2 protein-coding genes are annotated in these 22,714 nt (G+C 74.0%); both read right to left on the minus strand.

What is annotated here, in order from left to right; genetic code table 11:
- Positions 1 to 252: 252 nt before the first annotated feature.
- Positions 253 to 7,830, minus strand: coding sequence for an amino acid adenylation domain-containing protein (locus tag ACZ6S6_RS09945; RefSeq protein WP_469704677.1), 7,578 nt, complete (start codon positions 7,828 to 7,830; stop codon positions 253 to 255).
- Positions 7,827 to 22,340 (minus strand): amino acid adenylation domain-containing protein, encoded by a 14,514-nt coding sequence (locus ACZ6S6_RS09950; protein ID WP_469704678.1) that lies wholly within the window; start codon positions 22,338 to 22,340, stop codon positions 7,827 to 7,829. The genes ACZ6S6_RS09945 and ACZ6S6_RS09950 overlap by 4 nt, the downstream gene beginning before the upstream one ends.
- Positions 22,341 to 22,714: the final 374 nt, after the last annotated feature.

The following is a 22,714-nucleotide window of genomic DNA, read 5'->3' on the forward strand; positions in this document are numbered from 1 at the left end:
GAGAGCGGATTACTCCCACTTGATGTGACCCTCGAACGGCAGGGATGGTTGTGCCGCGAGCATGCAAAGAGATATCGGCTGAACCTGATCCCCTGCGCGCCGGCCGCCGCTGTCGCGCCGGGCGCCGGGTACTCGATCTACACAACGAGCGGCACGACCCCGCCTGTTGGGGCTGCGGCGACACGACGAAGGACTGACGGCCGGCAGCGCAACGCGGCGGCAACGCCGTGCTGTCGGTCAGCCCACCGGCCGCTACGACCTGGCCGGTACCCCCGGGGCGGGCAGGAACCCTGTTCCGTGGAAGTACGTCAGGTAGCGGATCAGGATCTCGTCGGTCAGGGGCGGCTGGTGGATGCCCGCGGCCGCCGCGGCGCCGGCCGTGCGGTGGGAGTCGAAGCGGCGGAGGTCCGTCGCCTCGTGCCGGGTCCGGCCCTCGTCGCCGAGGAACAGTTGCGCCGCGTTGTCGGGTTGCGCTGCTATCCGGGCCTGCCAGTGCGCCGCGGGAACGGTTCGCAGCTCGTGCCCGAGGCCGGCGGCCGCTTCGAAGACCCGGTCCAGTCCGGGCGCGTCCGGGTTGGTGAGGTGATACGTCTCCGCCCCGGTCCGGTCTGATGCGGCGAGGGCCACGACCGCGGCGCTGACGTAGTCGACCGGCACCCAGTCGGTCGACCCGTACGGCAGGTCCGGCACCGCTCCCGCCTGGAGGCAGCCCTTGATGAGCTGCCACAGCAGATCGCGGTCCTGGCAGGCGCCGGTGGCGGTGTCGCCGCTGATCCGGCCGGGCCGGTGGACGGTCACCGGCAGGCCCCGTTCGCGGGCCAGGCCGACGAGTCCCTCGGCGACCCACTTGCTCTGCGCGTACCCGTCGGGCAGGTCGGGTGCCGGGCCCGTCGGGGTCGACTCCGTGATGGTGACGGAGCGGGGGCCGGACGCCGGGGCGTACACACCGGTGGTCGAGATGTAGTGCATCCCGGGTGAGGCGGAGTCCGCGAGCAGGCGCAGCAGTTCCTCGGTGCCGGCCACGTTGGGGGCGCGCAGATCACCGTACGCGGCGGCGAAGTTGACGCGCGCGCCGTTGTGCAGGACCGGGCCGAGGCGGCGGACCAGAGCGGTCCGGTCCGCGGTCGACAGACCGAGGCCGGGGGCGGCGAGGTCGCCCGGCACGGGGCGGATCAGTTCCGCGTACCGGGGACGCCACAGGCCGTAGCGTTCCAGGTTGGCCCGGAGGCGCTGCGCCGCGCGGTGGTCGTCCGCCGCTCGTACGAGGCAGTCGACGGGGCCGTCGGTGGTCTCGATGAGGTCGCGCAGGAGGAAGGCGCCGAGGAAGCCGGAAGCGCCGGTCAGAAGCGGCCGGGCGGACGGACGCGGGTGCCTGCGTGCCGGGGCGGGCACGTGGGCCGCGGCGGCGTCCCGGCCCGTGCCCGAGATGTCCGCGGCCAGCCCGACCTCGGAGGCGAGGTCAGGTGTCGCGGTGCTCTCCCGGTCCTCCTCCCCCGCCGCGCTCCCCAGCAGACGGTCGACGCCCTCGACGGTGGGCGCCGCGAACAGGGCGCGCAGGGAGGGGCGCCGGCCGCATCGTTCCCCGATCCGCCTGGCCAGGGTCACGGCGAGCAGCGAGTGGCCGCCCAGGGTGAAGAAGTCGTCCGTGACGCCCACTGCGGGCACGCCGAGCGTCTCCGCGAACACCTCGCACAGGACGCGCTCACGCGCGGTGCGCGGCGCCCGGCCGCCGGCCGGCCCGGCGCGGTGGGGTGCGGGCAGGGCGCGCCGGTCGGTCTTGCCGTTGGGCGTGACGGGCAGGGCCCCGAGGCTGACGTGGGCTGCGGGGACCATGTGGGCGGGCAGGCTCGCGGCGAGGTGCGCGCGCACCTCGGCTTCGTCGGGGCCTGGCACACCGTCCGTCGGCACGGTGTACACGACGAGGCGGCGGTCGCCGGGCCGGTCCTCGCGGACGGCGGCGCAGGCCGCGGCGACGCCGGGCAGGGAGGCGAGCACCGCCTCGATCTCGCCGAGTTCGATGCGGAAGCCGCGCAGTTTGACCTGGTCGTCGACCCGGCAGACGTAGACGAGTTCTCCGGCCGCCGTCCAGCGCACCAGATCGCCGGTGCGGTACATGCGGCCCCCGTCGCGGTCGAAGGGGTCGGCCAGGAACCGGGACGCGGTGAGCGCGGCCCGGCCGTGGTACCCGCGGGCGACTCCCGCACCGGACACGTACAGCTCGCCGGCCACGCCGGGCGGTACGGGTGCCAGCCGGTCGTCGAGGACGTGGACCCGGGTGCCGTTGACCGGGGCGCCGATGGGCACCGTGCGCTCGGGTGCCGCCGGGCCGTCCGCGTGCTGGCAGCCGCTCATGGTGGCGCAGACGGTGGTCTCCGTCGGGCCGTAGGCGTTGACGAGGAACCGGTCCCGCGCCCAGGCGTGCACGAGGGCGGGCGGGCACGCCTCCCCGGCGAGGACCATCGTGGTGCCGGGGGGCAGCGAGCCGGGCGGCATCACCGCGAGTGCGGCGGGCGGCAGGGTGAGGTGGGTGATGCCCCGTTCGCGGACCAGGGCGGCGAGGGTGGGGCCGGGCAGCAGGGCTTCGCGTGTGTCTATCTCCAGGCAGGCTCCGGAGAGCAGCCCCATGCACAGTTCCCAGAACGCGGCGTCGAAGCTGACGGACGCCATGTGCAGCACGCGGCTGCCGGGGGCGACGCGCAGCCGCTCGCTCTGCGTCCGGGCCATGGCGCCGACGCCCCGGTGGGTGACCACGACGCCCTTGGGGCGGCCGGTGGACCCGGACGTGTAGATGACGTACGCCGGGTGTGCCGGGTGCGGAGCGTTGCCCGTGCGGGCCTCGGTGGGCGTCCGGGCACAGTCCCCGAGCTGATCAGCGTACAGGTACGGCACGGCGGTGTCCGGGAGGGCGCGGTGGACGGCGGGAGTGGTGAGGAGCAGGCGCGGAGCGGCGTCGTCGAGCATGTGGGACAGGCGCCGGGCCGGGTAGTCGGGGTCGAGCGGCACGTAGGCCGCCCCGGTCCTGAGGACGGCGAGCAGAGCGACGACAAGGTGGTGGGTGCGGGGCAGGGCGACGGCCACCCGGTCCTCGGGGCCGATGCCGTGGGCGGCGAGGTGGCGGGCGAGGGCGTCGGCACGGGCGTCGAGTTCGCCGTAGGTGAGGGTGGTGCCGGCGTCGCGGACCGCCGGGGCGTCGGGGGTCCGGCGGACCCACTGTGCGAAGAGCGCGGGAACCGTCGACTCGGGCAGGTTCTCGACGGGCCCGGTCCCCCAGGCGGCGAGTCGGGTGTGCTCGGTGGCGGTGAGCACGTCGTAGGTGTGCAGGGGGCGGTCGGGGTCCGCGCTGACGGCGTCGAGCAGCAGGACGAGCCGGTCGGCGAGGTCGCGGACCGTTGCCGCGTCGAAGAGTTCCGTCGCGTAGTCGACGGCGGCCCGCATGCCGTTGAGAGCGCCGCTGTCGTCGTACGTCTCGGTGAAGGTGAACGACAGGTCGAACTTGCTGACCCCGGCGTCGACCGGGACGCCGCTCACGGTCAGGCCCGGCAGGTCGATCGGGGCGGCGGGGGTGTGGTTCTGAAGGACGAGCATGGTCTGGAAGAGCGGATGGTGGCTCTGCGAGCGCGCGGGGTTGAGCAGTTCCACCAGTCGCTCGAAGGGGACGTCCTGATGTGCGTACGCGGAGAGGTCGAACTCCTTGACCCGGTGCAGCAGTTCGAGGAAAGTCGGGTCGCCGGACAGGTCCGTGCGCAGGACGAGGGTGTTCACGAAGAGACCGACGAGGTCCGAGGCGGCCTCGTCGGTCCGTCCGGCGACGGCCGTGCCCAGCGGTATGTCGTCGCCGGCGCCGTGCCGGGACAGGACGGTCGACAGGGCGGCCTGGAGCACCATGAAGACGCTGCATCCGCCGGCACGGGCGAGCTCCGCGACCCGTCGGGAGGTGGCAGGGCCGACGGCGAAGTCGTAGGTGGCACCGGTGTGCCGGGGCACGGCCGGGCGCGACCGGTCCCGGGGCAGCTCGACCATCTCCGGAAGACCGTCCAACGCCTGTTTCCAGTAGGCGAGTTGATGTGACAGGACGCTGTCCGGGTCGTGCTCGTCGCCGAGCAGGCGGCGCTGCCAGAGCGTGTGGTCGGCGTAGTCGACGGGCAGTGCGGTCAGCGCGGGTTCCGCGGCGCCGGCACGGGCCCGGTAGGCGGTGCCCAGGTCGTGGGCGAGGGGCGCGAGGGACGAGCCGTCAGCGGCGATGTGGTGGATGACGAGCACCAGGACGTGGGCGTCGTCGGTGATGCGCAGCAGGGTGGCCCGGAGCGGAGGACTGTTCTCGATGTCGATCGGCTCGGCCGTGGCGGCTCTGATCCGGTGGTGGAGTTTGTCCTCCTCGACGGTCTCCAGGGTGAACGGCAGGCGGACGTCGTCCGGTGCGGTGATGTGCTGGTGCGGTCCGCCGTCGCTCTCGGGAAATACGGTGCGCAGGGCGGCGTGCCGGCCGGCGACGTCGTGCAGGGCCCGGCGCAGGGCCTCCGTGTCGAGTGGTCCGTCGATGCGTACGGCGAAGGGGATGTTGTACGTCGGGGAGGGGCCTTCGAGCCGGTGGAGGAACCACAGGCGCTGCTGGGCGTAGGACAGTGGGAGGGTGTCGGGGCGTTCCTGCGGGACCAGGGCGGGGCGGGCGGGCCGGTCCGCCACCTCCAGGGCGGCGGCGAGTGCGGCGACGGTGGGGTTCTCGAAGAGGGTGCGGATCTCGGTCTCGGTGTCCAGGGCGGTGCGGACACGGCCCACGAGACGGGTGGCGAGCAGGGAGTGGCCGCCCAGGGCGAAGAAGCTGTCGTCGATGCCGACGCGTGCCACGCCGAGCACGTCGGCGAACAGTCCGGCGAGGATCTCCTCCAGGGCGCTGCGCGGCGGCCGGACGTGCGTGGCCGACGGGCCGGCGGGCTCGGGCAGGGCCGCCCGGTCGAGCTTGCCGTTGGGGGTCAGCGGCAGCGCGCCGACCGGCTGGATGACGGACGGCACCATGTAGGCGGGCAGGTGGTGTCCTACGTGTGCGGCGAGCTGAGCGGGGTCCGGGGCGCGCCCGGGGGCGGGGACGACGTAGGCGGTGAGGGTGCGGTCGCCGGGCAGGTCCTCGCGGACCAGGACGCAGGCGGCGTGCACGGACGGGTCGGCGCGGAGCACCGTCTCGATCTCGGCGGGTTCGATGCGGTGGCCGCGCAGTTTGATCTGCTGGTCGGTCCGGGCCACGTAGTGCAGGGCGCCGTCGACGTCCCGGCGCACGAGGTCGCCGGTGCGGTACACGCGCGCGCCGGTGCCGTCGAACGGGTCGGCGACGAACCGGGTGGCGGTGAGGCCGGGCCGCCCCAGGTAGCCCCGCGCGACGCCGGCGCCCGCGACGTACAACTCGCCCTCGGCGCCGGGTGGTACGGGTCGCATCGCCGCGTCCAGGACGTAGGCGCGCATGCCGTCGAGTGGCCGTCCGACGGGGGCCGCACCGGTGGGAGCGTCGTCGGGGCTGACGTGGTGGGCGGTGGCGAAGGTGGTGGTCTCGGTGGGCCCGTAGACGTGGAGGACGGCGGTGCCGGGGTGGGCGGCGGCGAGGCGTTGCAGGACGCCCGGCGCGGCGGCCTCGCCTCCGGTGGCGACCAGACGGAGCAGGCCGAGGGCGTCGCTGTCCGTTTGCGCGAGGACGTTGAACAGGGCCGTCGTCAGGAACGCCGCGGTCAGGCCGTGCCGGGTGACGAGGTCCCTGAGCACGGCGGGCTGGAGCGTGCCCTCGGGAGCGACGACGACGCGGCCGCCGTTGAGGAGCGGGGCCCAGATCTCGAAGGTCGAGGCGTCGAAGACGTACGCCGAGTGCAGCAGGACGGCGTCGGCCGTGCCGTCGGCCCAGGCCCGGTGCGCCGCGAGGGCGGTCACGTCGGCGTGGGTGACGCCGACGCCCTTGGGCAGGCCGGTGGAGCCGGAGGTGAACATGACGTACGCGAGCCGGGCTCCGCCCGTGACCGTGGGGAGAGCGCCCGGGGCGGCCGGGCCGCCCTGCCGGACACGGCCTTCGGTGTCGACGGTCAGCACGCTTGTTTCCGGGCCGAGTTGGCTTACCCAGGGGTGATCGCGGGCGGTCTCGTCGACGATCAGGGCACGCAGGGCGGCCACCTCGGCGACACGGCCGAGCCGTTCGGCCGGCCAGCGCGGGTCGAGGGGCACGTAGGCGGCGCCCGCGCGCAGGGCGGCCAGGGAGGCGGTGACCATGGCGGTCGAGCGGCCCACGAGGATGCCGACGCCGTCCTCGGCGCCGGCCCCGAGCCCGGCCAGGGCGCCGGCCAGCTCGTCCGAGAGGTCGCGGAGCCCTCGGTAGGTCAGCTGCCCGCCCGCACCGGACACGGCCACCGCGTCCGGGTACCGGGCGGCGTACCCGGCCACGGCGTCCGGGATGCTCATGTCCAGGGCGCCGCCGGGCAGTTCGGCGCCGGTCCCCTGGGAGAGCAGGGTCTCGCGCTCACCGTCCAGCAGGACGGGCAGGGCGTCGGCGCGGCGGTCGAGCCCCTGCCCCATCGATGTCAGCAGGCGCCGCATGCGGGCGGCCGTCCGGGCCACGCCGTCGCGGTCCAGGACGGCGGCCCGGTAGCCGAACGTGATCCGCAGGCGGTCGCCGGGGGCGATGGTGAGGGTGAGCGGGTAGTGGGCCGCGTCCGTGCCGCTGAAGCCGGTGACGGCCAGGTCCGCCAGCCCCTGCCGCGCGGTGCGCAGGGACTCGTCGTCCATCGGATAGTTCTCGAACACGGTGAGGGTGTCGAAGAGTTCGTCCAGGCCGGTGACGCCCCGGATCTCGCTCAGGCCGACGTGCTGGCTGCCCAGGAGGCGGCCCTGTTCCTCCTGGAGCCGTGTGAGGAGCCCGGCCAGGGTCTCGCCGGGCTCCGGGCAAAGCCGTACCGGCACGGTGTTGATGAAGAGGCCGACCATGGACTCGATGCCGGGAATCTCCGGCGGGCGGCCGGACACGGTGGCGCCGAACACGACGTCCGGGCGCCCGGTGAGGTGCCCGAGCACCAGGCCCCAGGCGCCCTGGACGAGCGTGTTCAGGGTGAGGCGGTGGGCGCGGGCCGTCTCGCGCAGCCGGAGCGTCGTGGCCTCGTCCAGGTCGAGGACCAGGGTCTCGGGCAGTTCGGCGGCGCCCGGCGCGCCCGCGCCACTGGGCCCGGCGAGCAGGGTGGGCGCCTCGATCCCGGCCAGGGCGGTGGCCCAGGCGTCCAGCGCGGCGGTGCGGTCCTGTTGCGCGAGCCAGCCGAGGTAGGTCCGGTAGGGGGTGACGCGCGGCAGGGCGCTGTCGTCGCCCCAGGTGGCGTACAGCTCGAACAGTTCCCGCACGATGAGGGGCATCGACCAGCCGTCGAACAGGATGTGATGGCTCGTCATCACGAGGCGGTGGCGCTGCGGCCCGGTGCGCACCAGGGTGAACCGCATCAGCGGCGGGGTGGTCAGGTCGAAGCGGCGGGTGCGGTCGGCGCCGAGGAACGCGGTGAGCCGTTCCTCCGTCGTGCCCGTGCCGTCCGCACCTGTCAGGTCCAGTTCCTCCAGTGGTACGGGTACCTCGGCGGCGATGGCCTGTACGGGCTCGTCCAGGTCCTCGTGGAGGAAGCCGGCCCGCAGGTTGGCGTGCCGGCGCAGCAGGCCGCCGATGGCGGCGCGCAGTGCGGGGACGCCGACGGGGCCTTCGAGGTCGAAGACGAACTGGGCGGTGTAGACGTCCACGGCACGGGAGTCGTACAGGGCGTGGAAGTGCATGCCTGCCTGAAGCGGCGTCAGCGGTAGTACGTCCTCCAGCTGGAAACCGGTCACTTGCGTCCACCCCACTTGTTCTGCAGTCGGTCGATCTGGGCCTGGTTGAGCGACACCAGGGGAAGGTCGGACGGCGTGTAGCCGCCCGCGTCGGGTCGTTCGGCATGGTCGGCGATGGCGCGCAGCGCCTGTGTGAACGCGTCGGACAGGGCGCCCACGTCCTCCTCCTTGAGAAGGTCGCTGGGCCAGGTCCAGCGGGCCACCAGGCGCGGGCCGTCCGGCAGGTCCTCGGTGTGCGCGTTGATGTCGATGACGTGGTGCACGGGCATGTCGGGGTCCTGGCCGCGCGGCCCGCCGCCGTCGAGCAGTACGGCCCAGTCGGCGCCTGGGCCCCCGTCCGCCGCCTCGTGCGGGGCGACGTACCGCCCGAGGTAGTTGAAGCCGATCTGGGGTCCGGTCGTGGTGGCCAGCCGGGGGCGCGTCGCCGGGTTGAGGTGACGCAGCATTCCGTGCCCGACGCCGTGGTCGGGGACGGTCCGCAGCTGTTCCTTGACCCGTTTGACGGCGCGTTCGACCAGTGCGGCGTCGAAACCGCCGGGGCCTCGGGCGTCGACGGGCCCGGGGTCGATCCGGACCGGGTAGAGGCTGGTGAACCAGCCGACCGTCCGGGACACGTCGATGTGGTCGGCGATCTGCTCGCGGCCGTGGCTCTCCAGGTCGAGCAGGACGCCGGCGCCGGCCGGCCGGGACCCGCCGGGGCCGGGGGCCCGTTCCGCCCGCCAGGCGCAGACGGCGAGGGCGAGGCCCGTGAGCAGGATGTCGTCCACGCCGGCGTGGAAGGCGCCGGGGGCGGTGGTGAGCAGGGCCTGCGTCCAGGTGGCGGGAAGGTGGGTGACCAGGGTGCGTGTCCCGTCGGCGGTGTCCAGGTGGGGATCGAGCGGCCGGTATCCCAGCTGCGGGTCCGGGGTGCTCAGCACGTCCTGCCACAGGGGCAGTTCGGCTTCCCGCGCGGCGCTGCGCGCCTGGGCGGCGAGCAGGTGCGCCCAGCCTCTGTAGGACGTGGTGACGGCGGGGAGCGCCGTGGCCGTGGCGGGGCGCTGCCCGGCGGCGGTTTCGGTGACCGTCTGCCATGCGCGGGCCAGATCGGCGGCGAGGATGCGCCAGGAGACCGCGTCGACGGCCAGGTGGTGCACGACGAGCAGCAGGCGCCCGCGCTCGTGCGCTCCGGCGTCGCACCAGACCGCTTCGACGACGTCCCCCTGGGCGGGACGCAGCCGCCTGCGTACCTGTTCGCCCGCCTCGGTGAGGGCGGCGCGCGCGGCTGCCGCGTCGAGGCCCGCGATGTCGACGCGGGTGAAGCGGCGGCGGGCGTCCACCGTGCCGGGTGGCAGGGCTTCGAGCACCGGTTCGCCGCCGGCCGGGCGGGTGACCCGCAGGCGGAGCATGTCGTGGTGGTCGACGAGGAGCTGGAGGGCGGCGACGAGGGTGTCCTCGTCGGCCCCGGCGGGCGTGCTCAGGACCCCGGACTGGTTGTACCCGTCCGTGGCGCCGGGTCGCGCGAGGAGCCAGGCGGCGATGGGCGTCGGCGGCATCTCGCCGGTGCCCTGGTCGGCCGGCGCGGTGGTGTGCTCGTCGAGGGCTGTGGCGACGGCCGCGATGGCCTCGGGTGTGCGGTGGAGGAAGACGTCGCGGGGCTGGACCCGCAGGCCGGCCTCGCGTACCCGGCTGACGAGCTGGATCGAGAGGATGCTGTCGCCGCCGAGCGCGAAGAAGTCGTCGTCCGCGCGGACGGCCGGGGTACGCAGGACGGAGGCGAACACGTCGCACAGAACGCGTTCCCGAGCGGTGCGGGGCCGCCCGCCCGGCCGGACGGCGTCGGGGCGCGCCGGGGCGGGCAGGGCCTTGCGGTCGGTCTTGCCGTTCGGCAGGAGCGGCAGCGCGTCGAGGGAGGCGAAGACGGCGGGCACCATGTACGGCGGCAGGGCCGACGCCAGCCGGGTGCGCAGTTCCGCGTCGCGGGGGTGTGCGGCGCCGCCGCGCCTGTCGGGGACGGTGTAGGCGACCAGCCGCCGTTCGCCCGGCCGGTCCTCGCGGACGAGGACGCAGGCGGCGGCGATGCCGTCGAGCGCGGTGAGCGCGGCCTCGATCTCACCGAGTTCGATGCGGAAGCCGTGCAGCTTGACCTGGTCGTCGGCGCGGGAGACGTAGGTGAGCAGGCCGTCGGTGCCCCGTTTGACGAGGTCGCCCGTGCGGTACATGCGGCTGCCGGCGGGTCCGTACGGATCGGCGACGAACCGCGCGGCGGTCAGTCCGGGCCGCCCAAGGTAGCCGCGCGCGAGACCCTCGCCGGCGATGTGGAGTTCGCCGGTGACGCCCGGCGGCACCGGCCGGAGCCCGGCATCCAGGACGTAGGCGCGGGTGTTGTCGACGGGGCGGCCGAGCGGCACGCCCCCCTCCTGCTCCCCGGTCCGGTGGTGGTGGGCAGTGGCGTCGATGGTGGTCTCGGTGGGCCCGTACAGGTTGTGCACCTCGACCTGCCAGGCCTGTCCGGCGCGTTCGGCCAGGGACCAGGGCAGGGGTTCGCCTCCGCACAGGACGGCCCGCAGGCTCGCGGGGGCCTCTTCGGGACCGGTCTCGGTGAGGACGAGCGCGAGGTGCGAGGGCACGAACTGGGCGACGGTCGCCCCGGTGTCGCGCATCCGGGCGAGCAGGCCGGAGGGATCGTGGTTGACGGCGGGCGGCACGGGGCAGGTCGAGCCGCCGTGCAGGAGCGGCAGCCAGGTCTCCCAGACCGAGGCGTCGAAGCTCGGCGAGGTGCGCGCGAGGATCCGGTCGTCGTCGGTGAGGCCGAGGTGGCGGGCCATCCAGGCCATGTGGTTGGTCAGGGACGCATGGGTGACGACCACGCCCTTGGGGCGGCCGGTGGAGCCCGAGGTGTAGATGACGTACGCGGCGTCGAGCGGGTCCGGCGCGGCGGGGAGCGGCGCCGGGCGCCCCGTGGACCAGGCCGCCCGGTCGTCGAGCGCGAGGCAGGGCACGGAGGGGACGTACCGCGCGGCGCGGGCGGTGGTGTGGGTGAGGAGCAGCGCCGGGCGGGCGTCGTCGAGCATGTAGGTGATCCGCGCCTCGGGGTACTCCAGGTCGAGCGGCAGGTAGGCGGCCCCGGCCTTGGCCACGGCCAGCATCGCGACGACCTGGTCGGCGGTGCCCTCCAGGGCGAGAGCGACGAGGTCGCCGCGGCCGATACCCCGGCCGTGCAGGTGGTGTGCCAAGTCGTCGGAGAGCGTGTCCAGTTCGCGGAAGGTGAGCCGGTGCGCCCCGTCCCGCACGGCGATCGCGTCGGGGGTTCTGGCGGCCTGTCCGCGGAACGCCGAGGGCGCCGTGCGCGCCGCCACGGTCCGGACGGGGCCGTGTGCGGCCCGCTCCAGATCCGCCAGCTCGGCCGCCTCCAGGAGGCCGACGGCATGGACGCGCCGGCCGGGGTCGGCGGCGAGTACGGCGAGCAGCCGGGTCAGGCGGGCGGCCAGGGCATGGGCGGTGGTGTGGTCGAAGAGTTCGGTGGAGAACTCCAGGACGCCGTCCAGGCCCGTGGGACGCCCCTCTCCGTCGCGTGTCTCGGTGAAGGTGAAGGTCAGGTCGAACTTGCTGATGCCGGTGTGCACGGGCTGCCCGGTCACCGTGAGACCGGGCAGGTCGACGGTGGTGTCCGCCTGGTTCTGGAGGACGAGCATGGTCTGGAACAGCGGGTGGTGGTTCTGGGCCCGGACCGGGCTGAGGGCATCCACCAGCCGCTCGAACGGGACATCCTGGTGGGCGTAGGCGGCGAGGTCGAACTCCCGTACCCGGTCGATCACTTCGGCGAACGTGGGGTTCCCCGTCAGGTCGGTGCGCAGGACGAGCGTGTTGACGAAGAAGCCCACCAGATCGTCGAGTGCTTCGTCGGTGCGTCCGGCGACGGCGGTGCCGAGCGGGATGTCCTCACCGGCGCCGTGCCGGGACAGGAGGACCGACAGTGCCGCCTGGAGCACCATGAAGAGGCTGCTTCCGCGCGACCGGGCGAGTTCCGCGAGTGCCCGGTGGGTCTCGGCGTCGACGGGGAAGGCGAACGCGTCTCCGCGGTACGCCGTGACGGCGGGGCGCGGCCGGTCGCACGGCAGGTCGAGCAGGTCGGGGGCGCCGGCGAGCGCGTCGCGCCAGAAGCCCAGCTGGCGGGCGCCCTGGCTGGACGGGTCGTCCTCGGCGCCGAGCAGCGCGCGCTGCCACAGCGTGTAGTCGGCGTACTGGACACCGAGTTCCGTCCAGGCCGGCTCCTCACCCTCGGTACGTGCCCGGTAGGCGTCGCCGAGGTCGCGGGCGAGCGGGGCGAGGGACCAGCCGTCGCCCGCGATGTGGTGGACGATCAGGACGAGGACATGGGACTCGGCTCCAAGTCGCAGCAGCCGGGCCCGTACGGGCAGTTCGGCGCTCACGTCGAAGGGGTGCGCCACCTCGGCCCTCAGGACCGCGTCGAGTCGGGCGGGGCCGGTGTCGCGGGGGCTCAGGTCGAGGTCGGCGCCACTGGCGTCGAGTACGGCCTGGCGTGCCACGCCGTCGGTCTCGGGAAAGACGGTGCGCAGGCTCTCGTGGCGTTCGACGACGTCCACGAGGGCGCTGCGCAGGGCGTCCGCGTCGAGCGGGCCGTCCAGGCGGAGTACCAGCGGCACGTTGTACGTGGCGCTGGGCCCCTCGAACCGGTTGAGGAACCACAGTCGCTGCTGGGCGAAGGACAGGGGCAGCGGATCGGGCCGGACCGGGGCACGCTCCAGGGGGCTCCTGGCTTGCTCCGCACCGTCCAGCGTGGCCGCGAGTGCGGCGGGCGTGGGGTGCTCGAAGACGGCCTTGACCTGGACCTCCACGGCGAGCGCGGTACGGATGCGGGCGGCGAGCCGGGTGGCGAGCAGGGAGTGGCCGCCCAGCGTGAAGAAGTTGTCGTCGGGACCCGCCCCGTCGAGGCCGAGCACGTCGGCGAACAGCCCGCAGAGGATCTCCTCGCGCACGGTGCGGGCGGCGCGCCCGGGAAGGGGTGCGTGGTGTGCGGGCTCGGGCAGAGCGGCCCGGTCCACCTTCCCGTTGAGGGTCAGCGGCAGCGCCCCGATCAGGACGAACGCCGAGGGCACCATGTAGGCGGGCAGGGAGCGGCCGACGGCGCGGGCGAGGTCGGCGGGCTCGGGGTGCGCCCCGTTGGCGGGCACCACGTACGCGATGAGCCGCCGGTCGCCGGGGGTGTCCTCGCGGACCACGGCGAAGGAGTCGGCGACTCCCTCGCAGCAGGCCAGCACGCCCTCGATCTCTCCGAGTTCGATGCGGTGGCCGCGCAGCTTCACCTGGCCGTCGGCGCGGCCGGCATAGGCGATCTGTCCGTCGCGGGTCCACCGGACGAGGTCGCCGGTGCGGTACATGCGACCGCCCGATGTGTCGAACGGGTCGGCCACGAACCGGGCGGCGGTCAGGCCGGGAAGGCCGGTGTACCCGCGCGCCACGCCACGCCCGGCGAGGTACAGCTCACCCGTGACGCCCGGTGGGACCGGGCCCAGCGAGCCGTCGAGGACGTACAGCCGCATGCCGTCCAGGGGGCGGCCGATGGGCGGCGGACCGGACGGCAGGCCGGCCGTGACGTCGTAGCGGGTGGCGAAGGTCGTCGTCTCGGTGGGGCCGTACACATGGAGGACGCGCACGCCGGGCAGGGTGCCGGCGACTCGCTGCATCGCGTCCGGTGAGGCCAGTTCACCTCCGGCGCAGACGAGGCGGAGGCCGGCGAGAGCGCCCGGATCGGTGTCGGCGATGACGTTGAACAGGGCCGTCGTCAGGAAGACGGCGGTCACCCCGTGTTCGTGGACGGCGTCACCGAGGACACGCGCCTCGAGTACGCCGTCCGGTGCGACGACGACCCTGCCGCCGTGCAGGAGCGGGGCCCAGATCTCGAACGTCGAGGCGTCGAAGACGTACGCGGAGTGCATCAGGACCGCGTCGGCGGCGCCGCCCTGCCAGGCGGCGTCGGCCGTCAGCGCCGCCACGTCGGCGTGCGTGACGCCGACTCCCTTGGGCAGTCCGGTCGAGCCGGAGGTGAACATCACGTAGGCGAGGGCCCCGGGGCCCGGCACGGCGGCGGGGCGCCCCGGCCGCTCGGGCGCGCCGCGGAGGATCCGGCCGAGCCGGTCCACGACCACGACCGGAATCCGGCGGGCCGTCTCGGCCACCCAGGGCGAGGCGAGGGCGTCCTCGTCGATGACGAGGACCCGCACGGCCGCCACCGCGGCCACCTGTCCGAGCCGCTCCCCCGGCCAGCGGGCGTCCAGCGGGACGTACGTACCGGCTGCGCGGACCGCGCCCAGGGACACCGTCACGACCGCCGGCGACCGGGTGAGCAGCACGCCGACCCCGGACTCGGGGCCGATGCCCAGGCCCGCCAGGGCTCGGGCGAGGTCGTCGGAGATCCGGTCGAGTCCGGCGTAGGTGAGGGCGGTGTCGTCACCGGTGACGGCGACGGCGTCCGGTGTGCGGCGTGCCTGGGCCGCGAAGAGCGCGGGCAGGGTGGCGTCCTCGGCGGGTGCGGGCAGCTTGCCGCCTGTGCCCCAGTGGGAGACGCGGGTGTGCTCGTCCGGCGTCATCAGGTCGTAGCCCGCCAGCGGCCGGGCGGGGTCGTCGGCCACCTGCTCCAGGAGCCGGACCAGGCGGTCCGCGAGCGCTTCGACGGTGGACCGGTCGAAGAGCGCGGTGGCGTACTCGATCCCCGCGGTGAGGCCGCCCTCGCCCGGCTCCTCACCGAAGGCGAAGGTGAGGTCGAACTTGCTCAGGCCGTTGTGCAGGAGCCGGCTCTCCACGGTGAGGCCCGGCAGGTCGGGGCGGGCGGTCTCCTGGTTCTGCAGGACCAGCATGGTCTGGAACAGCGGATGGTGGTCGCGCGCCCTGACCGGGTTGACGCTCTCGACGAGACGCTCGAAGGGCACGTCCTGGTGCGCGTAGGCGGCGAGGTCGAACTCCCGCACGCGCAGAATGAGTTCGCGGAAGGTCGGATTGCCGGACAGGTCCGTGCGCAGGACCAGCGTGTTGGCGAAGAACCCGACCAGGTCTTCCAGTGCCTCGTCCGTGCGGCCGGCGACGGGCGAGCCGAGCGGGATGTCGTCACCCGCGCCGTGCCGGTGCAGCAGGGTGGCCACCGCCGCCTGGAGCACCATGAACAGGCTGCTGCCCGACTCCCTCGACAGCCGCATGAGCCGGGCGTGCAGAGCGGGCGGCACGTCGAAGGTGTGGACGGCTCCCGCCGGGTCGGTGGTGACCGGGCGCGGCCGGTCCAGCGGCAGGTCGATCAGCGCGGGCAGACCGGCGAGGGCGGTGTGCCAGTGGTCGAGCTGCCGGCGAAGGACGCTCTGCGGTGCGACGCCGTCGCCGAGCGCGGCGTGCTGCCAGAGGGTGTAGTCGGCGTACTGGAGCGGGGTGCCGGCCACCGGCCCGGTCTCCCGGCCGGTGAGACGGGCCGTGTAGGCCTCGCCGAGGTGTCGGGCGAGCGGGGCGAGGGACCAGCCGTCAGCCGCGATGTGGTGCAGGACGAGGACCAGGACGTGATGGCCGGGTGCGGAGCGCAGGAGCAGGGCGCGCAGGGGCGGGTCCGTGCTGACGTCGAACGGCTCGCGCACGGCGGCCGGCACAAGCGCCTCCAGATCCGCGGGGGCCGTGCTCACGACCGGCAGCCGGGGCGTGACGTCGGCGGCGGGAAGTACCAGCTGATGCGGCACGCCGTCCCGTTCGGGGAACAGGGTACGCAGCGCCTCGTGCCGCTCCACCACGTCGCGCAGGGCGGCCCGCAGGGCGTCCGTGTCCAGGGCGCCGCCGAGTTCGAGCACGAGCGGGATGTTGTAGGCGGAGCTGGGGCCCTCAAGCCGGTTGAGGAACCACAGGCGCTGCTGCGCGGAGGAGAGCGGCAGCGGGTCGGGCCGCCGTGCCGCGGGCACCACCGGCGGGCGGGGCCGGTCCCGCAGGTCCAGGACGCGGGCCAGGCCCGCGACCGTCGGGTGGTCGAAGAGGGTGCGTACGGCGATCTCGGCACCCAGGACGACGCGGACGCGGCTGACGACGCGCATGGCGAGGAGCGAGTGCCCTCCGAGGTCGAAGAAGCTGTCGTGCGCAGCCACCTGGGGCCGTTGCAGAACGTCGGCGAAGATGCCGGCGAGCACGCCCTCCTGGAGGGTGTGCCGGCCCGCGCCGTCGCCGGTGCGGGAGCCCGGCGCGGGCTCGGGCAGGGCGCGCCGGTCCACCTTGCCGTTGGGCAGGAGCGGAAGTTCGTCCAGCACGACGACGGCACCGGGCACCATGTAGTGCGGCAGGCTCCCGGCGAGGGCGTCGCGCAGGGCGACGGGGCGCAGGGCGGGGTCGCCGGTGACGGCGTAGCAGACGAGGCGGCGGTCGCCGGGGGTGTCCTCACGGATCACGGCGCAGGCGGCCGTGACGCCGGGGCGTGCCAGCAGCGCGGCCTCGACCTCCCCCAACTCGATGCGGAAGCCGCGGAGTTTGACCTGGTCGTCGGCGCGGGCCACGTAGTCGAGCAGACCGTGACGGTTCCACCGCACGAGGTCGCCCGTCCGGTACATGCGTCCGCCCGCGCCGTCGAACGGGTCGGCGACGAACCGGGCGGCGGTCAGGCCGGGGCGGTCCAGGTAGCCGCGGGCGAGATTGGGGCCCGACAGGTACAGCTCACCGGTGACGCCGGGCGGTACGGGCCGCAGCAGCCGGCCGTCGAGAACGTAGGCGCGCATGGTGTCGACGGGGCGGCCGATCGGCACGGTCTCGTACGGCGTCGCGGTATTCGCGCGCCGGCCGTGCTCCGGTACGTCGACCCGGTGGGCGGTCGCGTCGATGGTCGCCTCGGTGGGCCCGTAGAGGTTGTGCACCTCGGCCCCCCACACTCCGGCGACCTCGTCGGCGAGCGCGCGGGGCAGCGGTTCGCCGCCGCACAGGACGGTGCGCAGGCCGGGCAGCGGCGCCGCGTGCGCCGCCTCGGCGAGAACGAGGGCCAGGTGGGAGGGTACGAACTGGGCGACGGTGACGCCGAATCGCCTCATCCAGGAGACCAGGGCGCGGGGTTCGGTATTGGCGCCGTCCGGCAGCAGACAGACTTCGGCGCCGTTCATCAGCGGGAGCCAGAGCTCCCACACGGAGGCGTCGAAACTGAAGGAGGTACGGGCGAGGACCCGGTCGTCCGGAGTGATCGCCAGGTGCCGCGCCATCCAGGCCATGTGATTGGCCAGGGCGGCGTGCGACACGACCACGCCCTTGGGGCGGCCGGTGGATCCGGAGGTATGGATGACGTAGGCGGGGTCCGCCGGATAGGGGCCGCCCAGAAGGCTTCCGGCGCGGCCCGTGGCCCGGCCGGCCGCATCGTCCAGGGCCAGCCACGGGACGTCGCAGCCGGGCAGGTCCGCGTGGACGTCCGTGGTGGTGAGCAGCAGGACGGGTCGGGCGTCGTCCAGCATGTGGCGGATGCGGGCGGCCGGGTAGTGCGGATCGATCGGCAGGTAGGCGGCGCCGGCCCGCAGGACGGCCAGCATGGCGACGACGGTGTCCACGGACGCCGGCGCGGCGATGGCCACCCTGCTCTCACGGTCCGCGCCACGCTCCCTGAGGACCTGGGCGAGGCTGTCGGTCCTGGCATCGAGTTCGGCGTAGGTGAGGCTCGTGTGCGCGTCGCGCACGGCGACCGCGTGGGGGGTGCGCGCGGCCCGGTCCCGGACCGCTTCGGGAACGGTACGGGAGGCCACGGGCCGCCCCGCGCCGCGTCCCTGGGCCAGCAGACGGTCGCGCTCCCCCGAGGCGAGGGGGTCCAGGTGGCTGATGGCCCGGCCGGGGTCGCTCACGGCCAGGGTCAGGACGCGGGCGAAACGGGTGCACAGGGCGCGGGCGGTGGCGGCGTCGAAGAGGTCGGTCGCGTACTCCAGGTATCCGCCGATGCCTCCGGCACCGGGCGGGGTGTCCGCGGCGGCGCGCTGTGGCGGGTCGGCGGGTCCGGCGGATCTGCTTTCTTCGGTGGATCTCTGTTCCCCGCCGGCTTCCGTGACTTGCGTGACTTCGGTGGCTTCGGTGAGCGAGAACGTCAGGTCGAACTTGCTGCCCCCTCGGTGCCGGGACCGGTCGCGGACGGTGACGCCCGGCAGATCGAGGTCCGCCCTCTCCTGGTTCTGAAGGACCAGCATGGTCTGGAAGAGGGGGTGGTGGTCGCCGGACCGCTCGGGGTTGAGGGCCTCCACGATCCGCTCGAAGGGGATGTCGCCGTGGCTGAGGGCCGCGATGTCGAACGCCTTGACCCTGTCGAGCAGTTCGCGGAACGTCGGGTCGCCGGACAGGTCCGCGCGCAGGAGGACGGTGTTGACGAAGAACCCGACCAGATCGTCGAGGGCTTCGTCGGTGCGTCCGGCCACCGCGGTGCCCAGCGGGATGTCGGAACCGGCGCCGTGGGCCTGCAACGTCACCGCGAGGGCCGCCTGGAGCACCATGAAGGGTGTGCAGCCGGCGGCACGGGCGAGCCGGATCACGGCGGCGTGCGCGGGGGCGGGCAGCTCGAAGGGGACGGCGCCGCCCCGGTGGCTGGGCACGGCCGGGCGGGGCCGGTCGACGGGCAGGTCCAGCAGGTCGGGGGCGCCGTGCAGCGCCTCCTTCCAGAAGGCGAGCTGGTGAGCGGCCAGGCTGTCCGGGTCGCTGTCGTCGCCGAGCAGCCGGCGCTGCCACAGGGCGTAGTCGGCGTACTGCACGCGCAGGGGTGTCCAGCCGGGCGTGCCCGTGCCCTCGGTCCTGGCGCGGTAGGCGACGCCGAGGTCGCGGCTCAGCGGGGCGAGGGACCAGCCGTCCGCGACGACATGGTGAAGGACGAGAACCAGGATGTGGCGGCCGGGGTCCAGACGGAGGAGGCGGGCGCGGACTGCGGTGTCGCCCGTGAGGTCGAAGGGCGTGGTGGTCAGGTGGCGCACGGTGTTCCCGGCCCAGGCGTCGGCGTTCTCCCCGGCCGGGGGCCGCTCCACGAGGAGGGGGACGAGCGATTGCGCGGCGTCCGCGTCGAGGACCTCCTGACGGGCGACGCCGTCGTGTTCGGCGAAGACCGTGCGCAGGCTCTCGTGCCGGGCGACCACGTCGGCGAGGGCGCCGCGCAGGGCGTCCGTGTCCAGCGGACCGTCGAGTTCGAGGACGAGCGGAACGTTGTAGGCGTCGCCCGGCCCCTCCACCCGGTTGAGGAACCAGAGGCGCTGCTGCGCGAAGGACAGCGGTACCGCTTCGGGGCGCGGCTGCGGGCAGAGGACGGGCCGGAGCGCCCCGGTGGTGTCCAGGGCGGCGGCCAGGGAGGCGACCGTGGGATGGTCGAAGAGGGTGCCCAGGCCGAGTTCGGCGCCCAGGGCGGTCCGCACCCGGCCGGTGAGTCGGGTGGCGAGCAGTGAGTGGCCGCCCAGGGAGAAGAAGTTGTCGTCGATGCCGACCCCGGTCACACCGAGGACATCGGCGAACAGGCCGGCCAGCACCTCCTCGTAGGCGGTCCGGGGTGCGCGGCCCCTGGTGGTGACGGCGCGGGGGGCGGGCAGAGCGCGGCGGTCGACCTTGCCGTTGGGGTTCAGTGGCAGCGCGTCCAGTGGCACGAACGTTGAGGGCACCATGTACGCGGGCAGTGCGCGCCCGACACGGCGGGTCAGGGCGGAGTCGTCCAGCCGGGCACCGGGGGCCGGCACGACATAGGCGACGAGCCGGCGGTCGCCGGGGGTGTCCTCACGGACCACGACGCAGGCGCCGCGCACGTCCGGGTCGGTCAGCAGGACGTTCTCCGTCTCGGCCGGTTCGATGCGGAATCCGCGGAGTTTGATCTGGCCGTCCGCTCGCCCGACGTACTCGATGTCGCCGTGCGCGGTCCAGCGCACGAGGTCGCCGGTGCGGTACATCCGGCGGCCGGACGCGTCGTACGGGTCGGCGACGAATCGGGTGGCGGTGAGCGCGGCACTGCCCTGGTAGCCGCGGGCGACGCCGTGGCCGCTCACGTACAGCTCCCCCACGACGCCGGGCGGCACCATGCCGAGGGCGTCGTCGAGGACGTACAGGCTCGTTCCGTCGAGGGGCCGGCCGATGGGCGGTACGCCCCCGGCGTCGGGGGCGACGGGATGGCGCGCGGCGAAGGTCGTGGTCTCCGTGGGCCCGTAGACGTGCAGGACGAGTGTGCCGGGTGTCGCGGCGGCCACCCGCCGCATGAGGTCCGGGGTCGCCGCCTCGCCGCCCGTGGCGACCAGGCGGAGCCCGGCGAACGCGGCAGGGTCCGCCTCGGCCATCACGTTGAACAGGGCGGTCGTCAGGAACAGCGCGGTGACGCCGTGCCGGTCCACCAGGTCGTGGAGGACCCGCGCCTCCAGTACGCCGCCGGGTGCGACGACCACCCGGCCGCCGTTCAGGAGCGGCGCCCAGATCTCGAAGGTGGAGGCGTCGAACACGTAGGCCGAGTGCATCAGCACGGCGTCGGACACGCCGTCCGTCCAGGCGCGGTCGGCGGCCAGCGCGAGGACGTCGGCGTGGGTGACGCCGACACCCTTGGGCAGACCGGTCGAGCCGGAGGTGAACATCACGTACGCGAGCCGGTCGCCGCGGATCTCCCGCGGCAGGGGGCCCGGCCGCGGAGGGGCGCCGCGCAACACGTCGCCGTGAGTGTCGAGGACGATCAGTGGCAGGCCGGCGGCCGACTCCCGTACCCATGGCTGTCCGGCGGCCGCCTCGTCGACCACCAGGGCGCGGACGCGGGCCGCTGCCACGACGCGGTCGAGCCGTTCGGCCGGCCAGGCGGGGTCCATCGGTACGTACGCCGCCCCTGCGCCGACCGCGCCGAGTGTGGCGGGCAGCACGGCCGTAGAGCGGCCGACGAGGACGCCGACGCCGTCCTCGGCGCCGACTCCCCAGCCGGCCAGGGCGCCCGCGAGGTTCTCCGCCGCCCGCGCGAGCTCCCGGTAGGTGAGCGTGACGGCTCCGTCCACCACCGCCGGGGCCTGCGGTGTACGGCGTGCCTGCGCTTCGAACGCCTCCGGCAGGCTCGATGCAACGGCTTCGGCCGGCAGGGCGCTGCCGCGCCCCTGTGCGTACAGGTCGGCGGCGGTGTTCGCGTCGACGAACGGCAGATCGCGCAGGGGCGTTTCGGGGTCCGCGTCGGCCAGGGCGGACAGGAAGGAGACAACGGCCTGCTGGTGCAGTCGCGCGTCCTCGGGACGGTAGAGCTCCGGGTTCGCGTCGAAGCCGATCAACGGTCCTTTGCCCTCGGCCCGTTCGGAGACGAAGAGGGACACGTCGTCGACGGGCCCGATGGACAGCACACGGGAGGCGCCGGGGCTGCCCGCGAAGTCGAGGTCGTAGTCGTAGCCCATGAAGTTGACGACGACACCGGTGAGGCGGGCCGCGTCGTCGGCCATGTTCAGTTCACGCGCGAGTTGTTCGCGGGAGAACCGGCGGTGGCGCAGGGCGCCGCGCATCTCGGCGGCGGCGGCGCGTACGAGGGCTCCGACCGTCATGTCGGCGGTGACGGTCAGGCGCAGCGGCAGGATGTTGGCGGTCATGCCGACGATGTGCCGAAGTCCGCCGTGCCGGCCGTTGGAGGCGAGGCCCACGGTGACGTCCCGTGCTCCCGTGACCCGGCCGACGTAGGCGGCGACCGCGCTCACGAGGACGGCGCTCCAGCCGGTGCGGTGGGCGGCGGCGAGCGCCCGAAGGCTGTCGAGGACGGCGACGGGCAGTGACTCTCCGGTGTGCAGGCCGACGCCCGGCCTGTCGGGGACGGCCGGTGCCGGGGCGTCGGTGCGCCGGCGGATGAGCGCCCTGCCGCCGTGCTCGTCCGCTTCGCCCTGGGCACCGGGCGTGTCCGTGGCGCGGTCCGCGACCAGGTCGGCGAACCGGCCGGTCCAGTAGGCACGGTCGGCCTCGTAGCGGTCCGAGCCGCGGTAGGCCTCCTCGTCGGCGACGAGTTCGCGCAGGGGGGCGGCGGGCAGCTCGACTGCCGCGAGGTCCTCGCCCAGCACGGCGCGTCCGTAGAGGTCCGCGACGGTGCGGGCGAAGACGGCGCCGCCGAGACCGTCGACGGCTATGTGGTGGAAGCGGACGTACCAGTAGTGCAGTCGGTGGCCGAGACGGAGCAGCGCGAAGTGGTGGTGCGGGGCGTCGAGCCTGTCGACGGCTGCCATGTCCTCGGCCAGGTAGCGTTCGGCCACGCCGGCGGGATCGTCGGCGTCGGACAGGTCGACCAGGCGGAGCCGGCCGGTCTCGGACGGGGGGCGACGGACCACATGCTGGCGGACCGTGTCGTCCGTGGTGACGAACTCGACGTTGAGGCTGTCGCACAGCGCGACGGCCCGGTCGAACGCCGCGGCGAACAGGGCCTCGTCGAGGCCGCCGCGAATCTCGAAGCATTCCCCGATGTTGTATTTCGGGCTCTCCGGATCGACCAGTTGCCCGTACCAGACGCCCTGTTGAGCCGTGGTCATCCCGAAGTCCTCACCGGGAACCGGGACTACGGGGACGGAATCGTTTTCGTGCATGCGGAACCACACCTTTGGGGAGAGTTTTCGTGGGGACGAAGAAGGCGCGACGAAAACCGGCAGCGCCGATGCGGCATCCAGAGCCGACGGCGGCCGGAGAAAGCCAAGAGGAAAATCGCCACGCCTGTGACAGCAGGCACTGACGGGGCGCTACCGGGTAGGACAACCGGCGAGGCACTCCGCTGCCTTCACGTATTCAAGGACGAGCCACGAGGCGGTCCACCGATGATTCATGAAAACCACACGACGGCAACATGAGCACTTACAGGCGAGGCATGAATGATTACCACTCCCGCCTGATCGATTCTGCTCGGTTGAGAGCGAATTCGATCAGGCGGGAGTGCCAGAACCTGCCCGCCCCGGTGGGGACCTAC

Source organism: Streptomyces sp. NPDC048671, from assembly GCF_055587045.1.